Here is a 10,884-nt window from a genome sequence, read left to right on the forward strand (position 1 = left end):
TCATGGTTTGAGCGGTTTGCCCCCCGAACATCAACCGCGATACTGCGCCAGACATCGTTCTAGGCAGGTGTGTTGTTGTCCACCCTCATTCGATATGTGTTGTGCAAGTGCAACCTCGTTGATCTTGAGCGGGGCGATGGTGGAACCCGGATTGGAACCGGGGCCGGGTCATCCGCGAGGATGGGGACATGACCGCCCAGATTCTCGATGGCAAGGCCACCGCAGCCGCGATCAAGTCCGACCTGACCGCCCGCGTGGCGGCGCTGAAGGAGAAGGGCGTCACGCCCGGCCTCGGCACGATCCTCGTCGGGAGCGACCCCGGCAGCCAGAAGTACGTCGCCGGCAAGCACCGGGACTGCGCGGAGGTCGGCATCGCCTCCATCCAGCGTGAACTGCCCGAGACGGCCACGCAGGAGGAGATCGAGGCGGTCGTCCGCGAGCTGAACGACGACCCGTCGTGCACCGGTTACATCGTCCAGCTGCCGCTGCCCAAGGGCATCGACGAGAACCGCATCCTCGAACTCATGGACCCGGACAAGGACGCGGACGGCCTGCACCCGATGAACCTCGGGCGGCTGGTCCTCAACGAGCCGGCGCCGCTGCCGTGCACGCCGAACGGTGTGCTGACGCTGTTGCGCCGCTACGGCGTCGAGATCAAGGGTGCCGAGGTGGTGGTCGTCGGCCGTGGCGTGACGATCGGCCGCTCGATGCCGCTGCTGCTCACCCGGCGCAGTGAGAACGCGACGGTGACCCAGTGCCACACCGGCACTCGTGACCTGTCCTCGCACCTCAAGCGCGCGGACATCATCGTCGCCGCCGCCGGTTCCGCGCACCTGATCCGTCCCGAGGACGTGAAGCCGGGCGCCGCCGTCCTCGACGTCGGCGTCTCCCGCAACGCCGAGGGCAGGATCGTCGGCGACGTCCACCCCGACGTCGCCGAAGTCGCCGGCTTCATCTCCCCGAACCCCGGCGGCGTCGGCCCGATGACCCGCGCCCAGCTGCTCGTCAACGTGGTCGAGGCGGCGGAGCGCAGTGTCGGCTGAGGCAGGGAGCCCCGAGAAGCGGGGAGCCGGGACACGGGTCTCGCCGGAGACGGGCGCGGAGTCAAGCGGGTCGCGGTCGGCGGGTGTGGAGTCGGCTGGGGCGGGTGGGTCGCGGTCGGCGGGAATGGAGTCGGCCAGGGCGCAAGGGCACCGCAAGGCGGGTGCGGAGTCGCCCGAGGCGCAAGGGCACCGGAGGTCGGGTGTGGACGGCGCCGGGTCCCATGAGCCGGTGGCCGAGATGCCTGGAGCCGAGAAACGGACGGTCGGCGACCGGGGTGCCCGGACGCCCGGGACACGGGCGACCGCGGCGCGGGGCTCTCAGGAGCAGGGCGTGGCGTCGACCGGGTCGGGCGCGTCCCGAAGGCCGGGTGCGGGGACGGCCGAGACAGGGGAGCTCCGTATGCCGGGTGCCACGGCCGCCGAGTCGGGGGAGGTCCGTGGGGCCGGTGCCACGGCGGCCGAGGCGGGGGAGGTCCGTGCGCCCGGTGCCACGGCCGCCGAGTCTGGGGACGTTCGTGAGCCCGGTGCCACGGTTGCCGCGGATGGTGCCGCCGGGAAGTCGGGCGGAGCCGATGGTGAGTCGGGCAAGGTGTCGGCGCCCGACTGGCACAACGCGTCGGGTCGCGAGTCGGGCCAGGTGGCGGAGCCTGAGTCGGGAAGCGTGTCGGACCCCGAGTTGGACAACGCGTCGGATGCCGAGTCGGACCAGGTGTCAGAGCGTGACTCGGGCAAGGGGGAGGGTCCGGAGTCGGGCAAGCAGTGGGACCCCGAGTGGGACAACGTGTCGGATGCCGAGTCGGACCAGGTGTCGGAGCCCCAGTCCGGCAAGGCGGCGGGTCCCGAGTCGGGCCAGGTGTCGGAGCGTGACTTGGGCAAGGGGTCGGGTCCCGAGTCGGACCAGGTGGCGGAGCCCGAGTCGGACCAGGTGTCAGAGTCCGAGTCGGGCAGCGCGTCGGATCCCGAGGCGCAGGCCGGAATCGTCGTGCGGGATGCGATCAGTGCGCCCGATGTCGACGGGCGGCCCCGGCGGGCGACGCGGCGGTTTCCGTTGTTCACCAGGGACACCGCGCGGCCCGAGGGCGGTGGCCGGGCCGCGCCGCGGGACGCTCCGGCGCCCGCCCGGCAGTGGCCGGTGCTCGCCGTGCTGGCCACGGTGGGGCTCGGGCTATTGCTGACCGCCGTCGACCGGTTCCGCTACGGCACGCTGCTCATCGGTGTCGCCCTGCTCGCCGGTGCCGTGCTGCGCTGGCTGCTGCCGGACGTCGGCATGCTCGCCGTGCGCTCCCGCTTCACCGACATCGCCACCTACGCTGTGCTCGGCACCGCGATCGTCCTGCTGGCGATGATGGTGCAGCCCAACCCGTGGCTGGTGATCCCCTTCCTCAAGGACACCCTGCACTTCACGGTCAGCAGCAGCTGACCCGGGGCAGCCACGGGACGGCGGTCCGCCCCCACCCCCGATGAGGGACGGACCGCCGTCACGGCTCAGCCTCCCGTGCCGTGAACGGCCTGTTCAACAGCTGTCAGTCCGCTGTGGCACAGCCGTGACCGTTCCGGCACGGTGTGCGTGACCAGCCACAACCGCCCCCGGACCAGGAACCGATCAGGCCTCTGACGTCGTCAATTGCCTGGAAGCAGGTGAGGACGCCGTGGAGGTGGGCGATGAGTGGCTGGCAGGCGCTGCCCGACGATCTGCCGCCGGAGGTACGGCACTTCGTCGAGCAGCTCAGACAGCTCAAGGACCGCACGGGGCTCAGCCTGGTCGCACTCGGCGCCCGCACCGCGTACAGCAAGTCCTCCTGGCACCGCTATCTCAACGCCACCCAGCCCCCGCCCCGCCAGGCCGTCGCCGCCCTGTGCCGGATCGCGGGTCTCGAGACCGCCGACGCCGACCGCTTCGGTGTGCGCTGGGAACTGGCCGTCCAGGCCTGGCCCCGCCCCACGTCGGCGCCCGCACCGACCGCCGGGGGCGAGGAGTACGAGGACGACCCGACCCTGCCGTGGTGGGAGGAGCGCCCCGAAGAGGGTGGCCGCGGAATGAACCGGTTGTTGCTGTTCGCCGTACTTCTGCTTGTCCTCCTGCTGTTGGCCGGGGTGGCCGGTGCCGTGGCGTTCGGGTGAGCCGGGAACTGCCGTGACGGGCGTTATTACCGGTGTGTTCCTCCTGTGACGATGTATTGACAAGTTCGCGCATTTGACACAGAACCGTTCGACAGCGGAGCTAATGTGTCGAACTTGCCGACGCCCCCGTGCGTCTCCACGCCGGGAGCTGAGATCCTTGGCGAGCGCACTCCTGTGGGGGGCACGGGGGAGCGGGAACAAAGGCACCGACCGGGGGGAAAGAGGGGGAGCAATGCCTCGCTGGAGGGCTTTGCCGGATGAAATGGATCCGCAGGTCAGGGAGTTCGCGAGCCAGCTGCGGCGGCTCGTGGACCGCAGCGGCCTGAGCATCGCGGCCGTCGCCGACCGCACGGGTTACAGCAAGACGTCCTGGGAGCGGTATCTCAACGGTCGGCTGCTCGCGCCGAAGGGCGCGATCGTCGCCCTGGCCGAGGTCACCGGCACCAATCCCGTTCACCTGACCACGATGTGGGAGCTCGCCGAACGGGCCTGGAGCCGTTCGGAGATGCGCCACGACATGACCATGGAGGCCATCCGGATCTCCCAGGCGCGGGCCGCGCTCGGCGAGTTCGGGGCGCCGCCCGCCGGCGCCAAGGGCACCAAGACGGCCCGCAGGAGCAGCAGCGCGACGGCGACGCCGGGGGTGGCGGGACCCGCGGGAGTCGCCCCCACGGTGCCGCCGCAGCCGACGTCGTCGGAAGCCGACAGCGCGGAGGCCCGGGAGAGCTCCTCGGGCGCGAACTCCTGGGGCGTGGCCGGGTATCAGGGACCGTCGCAGCCCTCTTCGGGGCGTACGGCCGCGGCGGCGCCCGTCTCCGCGGGCGGCCCGGGGTGGACGCCGGAGGCGCCCGGTCCGTACGACCAGCCGCAGGACGCGCGGCCCGGGGACGGCTCTTCCGGCGACGCCGGTGGGGCCGGCGGGTCCGGTGGTTCCGGCGGGGGGAAGCGGCGGTTGACGATGTTCCTCTCCGGGGTCGTCGGGGTGCTGGTCGTGGTCGCCGCCGTGTTCTTCCTGACCGACGGGGGCGGCGACAAGAAGAACGCGGGGGCCGACAAGTCCCCGTCGCCGCCCGCCAGCGCGTCCGCCTCGCTGCCCGCCGGGGTGAAGTGCAGTGGTGCGGGGTGCACCGGCAAGGACGCCGAGGCCATGGGGTGCAGCGGGAACCTGGTGACGACCGCCAGGACCGCGACGGTGGGGGCGACGGTGGTCGAGGTGCGGTACAGCGAGACCTGTGGCGCGGCCTGGGGGAGGGTGACCCAGGCCGGGCAGGGGGACAAGGTCGAGGTGACCGCCGGGAAGGCGACCGAGCAGAGCGGGAACATCACCGAGGCCGGGGACACGATCGCCTATACGCCGATGGTGGCGGTGAAGGACGCCGGTGAGGCGAAGGCCTGTGTGACGCTGGCTTCCGGGCAGTCGGGGTGCACCGACTGAGGGGCGCCCGCCCCCTGGTTGGATAAATCTTCAGGGACCGTGCATGGGCGGCCGAATCGGGGGCACGCGAACCGTACCCCCACGGGAGTCCGGATACCGGTACCCCCATACGGCGGCCGCCTTCGTCCTCCCTCTCCCGGACGGGCGGCCGCCTCTTTTGCCGGAGCGTTCGCGGGGTGGCTGCGGGACGGTTGTGGGGTGGGCCACACGGGGCCGGACGTCCGACATCCCGGATGCGCGATAGCCTGACCGCTGGATCTCTCTTGATGCCAAGAGATCGATCAAACGTCCGGGGCAGGGACGCCCCACCGCCAGCTGTCATACGGAGAACGCCATGACCCGCACTCCCGTGAACGTCACCGTCACCGGCGCGGCCGGCCAGATCGGTTACGCCCTGCTCTTCCGCATCGCCTCCGGCCAGCTGCTCGGCGCGGACGTGCCGGTCAAGCTTCGCCTCCTGGAGATCACCCCGGCGCTCAAGGCCGCCGAGGGCACCGCGATGGAACTCGACGACTGCGCCTTCCCGCTGCTCCAGGGCATCGACATCACGGACGACCCGAACGTCGCCTTCGACGGCACCAACGTCGGCCTGCTCGTCGGCGCCCGCCCCCGCACCAAGGGCATGGAGCGCGGTGACCTGCTGGAGGCCAACGGCGGCATCTTCAAGCCGCAGGGCAAGGCCATCAACGACCACGCCGCGGACGACGTGAAGATCCTGGTCGTCGGCAACCCGGCCAACACCAACGCGCTGATCGCCCAGGCCGCCGCTCCGGACGTACCGGCCGAGCGCTTCACCGCGATGACCCGCCTCGACCACAACCGCGCGCTGACCCAGCTCGCGAAGAAGACGGGCACCACGGTCGCCGACATCAAGCGTCTGACCATCTGGGGCAACCACTCCGCCACCCAGTACCCGGACATCTTCCACGCCACGGTGGCCGGCAAGAACGCCGCCGAGACCGTCAACGACGAGAAGTGGCTGGCCGAGGACTTCATCCCGACCGTCGCCAAGCGCGGCGCGGCCATCATCGAGGCCCGTGGCGCCTCGTCGGCCGCCTCCGCCGCCAACGCCGCCATCGACCACGTCCACACCTGGGTCAACGGCACCGCGGACGGCGACTGGACCTCCATGGGCATCCCGTCGGACGGTTCCTACGGCGTCCCGGAGGGCCTGATCTCGTCCTTCCCCGTCACCACCAAGGACGGCGTCTACGAGATCGTCCAGGGCCTGGAGATCAACGAGTTCTCCCGCGCCCGCATCGACGCCTCCGTCAAGGAGCTGGAGGAGGAGCGCGAGGCGGTCCGCGCCCTCGGCCTCATCTGAGTCCTCGCGTCCGCGTCTTCTCGACGGCTCTGTCACGAGCCTGCACGGGCCCTGTTCCGGTTCCTTCCGGAACAGGGCCCGTGGCCGTTTTTCGCCCTACGGTCGAAGCAGTACCCGGTGGGGTGACGCGGGGGGTTCGCCATGAACGGCTGGAACGGTTACAGCTCCGGTTCCGGAGCGGAACACGAACCGAGCGAGGAGAGAGGCCGGGCGGCCTGGAGCTCGGGACAGACGGGGACCGCCCCGCCGTGGGCGTCCGCCCAGACGCAGACCTCGTTCCCGCCTCCCTGGGCGACGGCCGGGACACCGGCTTCTCCGACGCCTCCCTGGCCGCCGGTGGCGCCGGCTCCCACAGGTCCACCCCCGCACGCGCCCCACCGCGTCCGACGGGTGCTCGCCGCCCTCGCGGTGGCCGTCCTGGTCGGGGTCTCGGTCGGTGTCGGTGTCTGGTGGCTCATCCGCGACACCTCCGGATCCGGATCCGGTTCCGGCAGGAGCGCCGGTCAGGTCCCGAGCGTCAGGGCCACGCCGTCCCCGTCGCCTTCCGTTTCCACCGCCTCGGGATACCGCCGCGTCCAGGATCCCGTCGGCTACACCGTCGACGTTCCCCGGGGCTGGACCCGCACCGAGAAGCAGGGGCAGTCCGCTCCGGTCGTCGTCTACGACGCTCCCGCCGACGGCCGCCGGCTCCAGGTCTTCCGGCTCGCGGAGGACACCCCGGCCCAGTCCCTCGGTCTGGCCGAGAACGACCCCGGCTACGGCTTCTCGCGCCTGCCCGGCTACCAGGTCCTCGACCGGGCCTCCGGCACCACCTGGGCCGAGCTCGCCTACCGCTACGACGACCCGGATCTCGGCGCCCGCCAGGTCCTCGACCACCGTTTCCGGGCCGCCGACGGAAGGCTGTACGCGATCCGCGCCACCGGCCCCGCCGCCCTCTCGCCCGCCCTGGTGCGCGAGCCTCTCAGCAGGGCGCTGGCCTCCTTCTGCCCGGCGGACACGGAGTGCAGCTGAGCCGGTGCGACGGGCAGGGCCGCCACGGCCACGGAGGCGGTCTCCTCACCGACGAAGGCACGGTGGGCGGCGGGGGCGCGGAGCGAGCTTCCCCGGGTCCGCCGAGATGCACCTGCCCGCCGGCCATGACACCGTGACCCCGAGCCGCTTCCGGCCCCGCGCCCGCGCGGCCCGGCACGCAGGACTCCGCGGCGCCGGACGGGTCGTAGCGCCGCAGCGTGTGCGCGAGGAAGGTCCCGGGGCGACCAGGGCGTGCACCCGCGGTCGGGGACGGACGTCGAGCCCGGCGTGTGTGTCGCCCCCGATCGGCGCGGTCTCGGTGACGACGCTTCGCAGCAGCAGCGCCTTGACGACCGGGTTCAGGAGGGAGGGCACGGCGGCTCCTCGGAGCAACTCGGGTGCGGGCAGGGCTGGTTGGGCCGTCGGTCGAACGAACGCGATAGTACTCGTTTACGGTCGGACGCGATAGTGCGCGACCCGTCAGCCGGTTGGCCGGTCGGTCAGCCGCTTCTCGAACCAGTAGTCGCCGTAGACGTGATCCACATACGGCGGGATCTCCCTGTAGCCGCACGCCCGGTACATCGTCCGCGCCTCGGTGAGCGAGGCGTGCGTGTCGAGCCGCAGGACGGCCAGGCGGCGAGCGGCGGCCGCCGCCTCCAGGGCCCCCAGGATCCGCCGGGCGAGCCCGAGGCGGCGGGCGTCCGGATGCACCCAGACATGGCGGATCTCGCCGACGCGCGGCTCCAGCCGGCGCAGCGCGCCGCAGCCCACGGGGCGGCCCTCCTCGTACGCCACGAAGAACGCGCCCGCGGCCCCGGAGACCTCCTCGGGGCGCACCAGGTCGGACTTGTCGAAGCCCTCGGGGAAGCGGGCGTCGATGTCGGCGGCGTAGGCGTCGAGGCAGGCACGGGCGTCGGGGGCGGCGCCGTCGACCGGGGCCACGGTGATGCCGGCCAGGCGCAGCAGGCGCTGGGCGGTGCTCATCGCGTCGGTGAGCCGGTCGCGCTGGGGCCCGGTGAGTCCGTCGAGCAGACCGGCCGCGAGGGCGTCGGCCCGGCGGTTCTGCTCATCGAGTTCGATCCTTCCGGCGCGGGTCAGCTCGACCATGCGCAGCCGGCTGTCGCCCGGGTGGACGCTGATGCGGACCATGCCCTGCGTCTGCAGGGTCTTCGCCATCCGGCTCAGATATCCGGCGTCCAGACCGAGCCGGGTCCTGAGCTCGCGCAGCGAGATCCCCTCGCCGATCTCGAACAGCAGTCGCGCCTCGCCGAGCGGTCGGTCCTGGCCGAGGTAGTGGTCGTCCAGGGCGCCGATACGGCGGGTGAAGTAGCGGTTGAACCGGCGGAACTCCGCCACGTGCTCTGTCGACACCGGGTCCATAATCTTTGACCTTAGTCAAATGAATCTACCGCTGTCCACAGATCGGGCATTCCGGTTCGCCGACCCCACCCGCACCTCTATGCTGATCCGTTGTCAACAACAGCACTGAGCAAGGTCTTTGCACGCATCGGGGGAGTGGCGTGAGTACTGCATTCGTGCCTCAGCAACCGCAGCCGACATCGGGCGGCGCACCACCTTCGTCGGCACCACCGGGACCGGCCACACCACCGCACGCCAGTGAGGCGACCCGACTGCTGTGCGCGGGCACCTACCTGGATTCCGGTTACCGGGACCGGGTCATCGAGCAACTGCACCTGAACGAACAGCGGATCGTGGCGCCCTCGCTCGGCCTCGACGCGGCCCGGGTGCTCGCGCACGCCTTGCGGGCGCGGCGCCAGGAGCTCCTGTGGGCCGGGCTGATCCTGGGCCTGTGGGTGATCGGGCTGCCGCTGACCGGTGGGCTGCTGTTCGTGTTCCTGGGTCCCGGCATGATGCTCGCGGCCGCCTCATGGATCCGGGGCAAGGGTGCGAACCCGCCGCTGTACCGACGGGTGCCGGCCTTCTTCTTGCGCTGGTGGGGGCGGGTCCTCTTCGCGGTGTTCCTGATCCTGGCCCTCGTCGTCGCATTCGGCGGAGGCGACGACGACTCGTCGTCCTACGGTGGCTCGGGGTCCTTCGGCGACTCGTACGGCTATGGCGACTCGTACGGCTCCTACGGCGACTCGACCGGCCCGTCCGATCTGCTGTTCCCCGACTTCGACGGGGTCAGCGGGCTGATCGGGCCCCTTCAGGCCTGGCTGCTGATCGTGGTCTTCGGACTGATCGCCGGGTGCGTGGCCGCGCAGCGCGGACAGTTCGCCAGGGCGATGGGCGCCGAGCTGTCCCCGCAGCGCTTCCCGGACGCGGCCGGCGACCCCGCCGAGCGGGCCGAGGGGCAGCGGTTCCAGCGGCTGAAGCAGCGCATCCGGATCGAGCAGCACGCGCCGCTGGCCATGTACCACGAGAAGCGCCCCTTCTGCGGGGCCGGCGCCGCCTACGAGACCTGGGTGCTCGCCGTCGAGCTGCGGCCCGACGAGATGAAGAAGGAACAGCTGCCGCTGAACAACCGCGCGGTCCTGGAGAAGATCCGCCCGCTGCTCGAACAACTGCGGCTGCCCTCCGAGTTCGCCGGACACACGGTCCGCGACCGGCTCCGGTGGCTGGAGATCGACGAGTGCGTGTTCCTGCCCGCGGAGGGACTGCGCCGGCGCGAGGAGGCGCCGTACCACCCGCAGGCGTTCGACGACCACCGGGCGCGCGCGGTCGAGGAGGGCGCCGAGAAGCGGCGGCACTTCCTGCGGATCCGGGTCGGCGGCTGGGAGGAGGAGCTCGTCGTCACGGTCTTCGTGCGGGTCCACACCCAGGGCCGGATGCTCATGCTGGAGATCGCCCCGCATGTGCTGCTGCCGGTGCGCGAGGACTTCAAGGACGCCGACCGCACGGCCCACACCTACCGGCACAACAACGTGGTCGGGAAGGCGGCCTGGGCGGTGGCCCGGGTGCCGGGCTCCGCGGCCCGCTCCCTCGTCACCCTCGGCAGGGGCGTGGGGTACGCGTGGAAGCTGCTGACCGGCGGTTACGCGGGCGCCCTGCCCGACGGTCCGGCGCTGTCGGTGCGGGAGCTGGGCTCGATGGACGAGGGGTCCCGCTTCCAGGAGATGGACGCCATCCGCTACCTCAGGAGCGTGCAGGACCGGGTCTCGCACGGCGTGCTGACCGCGCTGGCCGAATCCGGTTACCAGACCGGCGAGTTCGTCCAGAAGATCGTGAACATCAGCAGCGGCGGCGTGAACGTCGAGGGCGGTGTCCACGGCAGCACCTTCGCGGTGGGCAAGAACGCCACCGCATCCTCCGCCAACGGCGGCGCAGGGTCTGCGCCTCAGAAGGGAACCAGCGGCAATGACAACGGATGAGCCGGGCGTCAGCATCAGCGGCGGTGTGCACGGCAGCACCTTCGCCATCGGCAGCCACGCGCACGCCGAGAGCCACCACGGTACGGCGCCTCAGCGGGACGAGGCCGCCGAGGCGCTCCTGACCGCCGTACGGGAACTGCGCGAGGACCTCACGCGACTCAGGGCCACCGACGAGACGGCCGCGCTGGACAGCGCGCTGGCCGAGACGGAGGACGAGATCGTCACGACGGGGCAGGCGGGGCCGACCCGCCGGGAACGCCTGCGGGCGCTGCTGGACGACTCGCAGGCGCTGGTCGGTCTGGTCGCCTCGGCGGGGGCCGTGGCGGGGCTGCTGGGGTAGTGAGCGGGCGCGGTGCGGTAAGTGCCGGTCCACGGGGGTCGCGGTGAGTGGGAAGGGGACGCCATGAGCGGGGGCGTGCGGTACTGGAACGAGGAGACGCAGCGGTGGGAGGACGGGGACGGGAGCGGAACCGCGACCGGTCCGGTCACTCCGCCGCCACCGGCCCGGCCGGGCGCCGTGCCGACGTGGCCGCCGGGGGTGTCCGGGGCCGCGGACGGAGAACCGGACGGCGCGCCGCCGGCTGACGGGACCGCCACGCCCACGGCCGGGCCGGTCGC

The 10,884-nt window shown here is 71.9% G+C and carries 9 protein-coding genes and 1 pseudogene; 9 read left to right on the forward strand and 1 reads right to left on the reverse strand.

Translation table 11 applies throughout. The features are described from left to right. Nucleotides 1–188: 188 nt before the first annotated feature. The 6 genes from BFN33_RS48745 to BFN33_RS48770 all read left to right on the forward strand — a co-directional run bounded on the left by BFN33_RS48745 (nt 189) and on the right by BFN33_RS48770 (nt 6,934). The gene (locus BFN33_RS48745; protein ID WP_069766668.1) at nt 189–1,043 is read left to right on the forward strand and encodes a bifunctional methylenetetrahydrofolate dehydrogenase/methenyltetrahydrofolate cyclohydrolase; all 855 of its coding nucleotides are present in this window, start codon (nt 189–191) and stop codon (nt 1,041–1,043) included. A gap of 925 nt (nt 1,044–1,968) precedes the next feature. After that, nucleotides 1,969–2,463 (forward strand): DUF3017 domain-containing protein, encoded by a 495-nt coding sequence (locus tag BFN33_RS48750; protein WP_069766679.1) that lies wholly within the window; start codon nt 1,969–1,971, stop codon nt 2,461–2,463. Between the two features lie 242 nt (nt 2,464–2,705). Then, nucleotides 2,706–3,164: a helix-turn-helix transcriptional regulator gene (locus BFN33_RS48755; protein ID WP_069766669.1), complete on the forward strand. Its 459-nt coding sequence runs from the start codon at nt 2,706–2,708 to the stop codon at nt 3,162–3,164. A 232-nt stretch (nt 3,165–3,396) separates the two neighbouring features. Beyond that, nucleotides 3,397–4,599: an XRE family transcriptional regulator gene (locus BFN33_RS48760; RefSeq protein ID WP_069766670.1), complete on the forward strand. Its 1,203-nt coding sequence runs from the start codon at nt 3,397–3,399 to the stop codon at nt 4,597–4,599. A 334-nt stretch (nt 4,600–4,933) separates the two neighbouring features. Next, a complete protein-coding gene (locus tag BFN33_RS48765) occupies nt 4,934–5,923 on the forward strand; it encodes a malate dehydrogenase (protein WP_069766671.1) in 990 nt (329 codons plus the stop codon). Between the two features lie 390 nt (nt 5,924–6,313). Next, on the forward strand, nt 6,314–6,934 hold the full coding sequence (locus BFN33_RS48770) for a hypothetical protein (RefSeq protein ID WP_256123107.1): 621 nt from the start codon (nt 6,314–6,316) through the stop codon (nt 6,932–6,934). A gap of 480 nt (nt 6,935–7,414) precedes the next feature. On the opposite strand, the gene BFN33_RS48775 is transcribed toward BFN33_RS48770, so the two are convergent. After that, nucleotides 7,415–8,314, reverse strand: a complete 900-nt coding sequence (locus BFN33_RS48775; RefSeq protein ID WP_069766673.1) for a GNAT family N-acetyltransferase — start codon at nt 8,312–8,314, stop codon at nt 7,415–7,417. A gap of 140 nt (nt 8,315–8,454) precedes the next feature. On the opposite strand from BFN33_RS48775, the gene BFN33_RS48780 reads away from it, so the two are divergent. The 3 genes and pseudogenes from BFN33_RS48780 to BFN33_RS53795 form a co-directional block, all read left to right on the forward strand. Beyond that, the gene (locus tag BFN33_RS48780) at nt 8,455–10,266 is read left to right on the forward strand and encodes a hypothetical protein (RefSeq protein WP_069766674.1); all 1,812 of its coding nucleotides are present in this window, start codon (nt 8,455–8,457) and stop codon (nt 10,264–10,266) included. Then, nucleotides 10,253–10,606: a hypothetical protein gene (locus BFN33_RS48785; protein ID WP_069766675.1), complete on the forward strand. Its 354-nt coding sequence runs from the start codon at nt 10,253–10,255 to the stop codon at nt 10,604–10,606. The genes BFN33_RS48780 and BFN33_RS48785 overlap by 14 nt, the downstream gene beginning before the upstream one ends. Before the next feature lie 63 nt (nt 10,607–10,669). Beyond that, nucleotides 10,670–10,884, forward strand: a pseudogene (locus BFN33_RS53795) (hypothetical protein); the annotation flags it as partial.

This window comes from Streptomyces sp. LUP47B (assembly GCF_001746295.1).
Taxonomy (GTDB): domain Bacteria; phylum Actinomycetota; class Actinomycetes; order Streptomycetales; family Streptomycetaceae; genus Streptomyces.

Bases quoted from the DNA above. Each gene is read 5' to 3' on its own strand.
- BFN33_RS48745 (WP_069766668.1), top strand. From the start codon at position 189: ATGACCGCCCAGATTCTCGATGGCAAGGCCACCGCAGCCGCGATCAAG.
- BFN33_RS48755 (WP_069766669.1), top strand. From the start codon at position 2,706: ATGAGTGGCTGGCAGGCGCTGCCCGACGATCTGCCGCCGGAGGTACGG.
- BFN33_RS48760 (WP_069766670.1), top strand. From the start codon at position 3,397: ATGCCTCGCTGGAGGGCTTTGCCGGATGAAATGGATCCGCAGGTCAGG.
- BFN33_RS48765 (WP_069766671.1), top strand. From the start codon at position 4,934: ATGACCCGCACTCCCGTGAACGTCACCGTCACCGGCGCGGCCGGCCAG.
- BFN33_RS48775 (WP_069766673.1), bottom strand. From the start codon at position 8,314: ATGGACCCGGTGTCGACAGAGCACGTGGCGGAGTTCCGCCGGTTCAAC.
- BFN33_RS48785 (WP_069766675.1), top strand. From the start codon at position 10,253: ATGACAACGGATGAGCCGGGCGTCAGCATCAGCGGCGGTGTGCACGGC.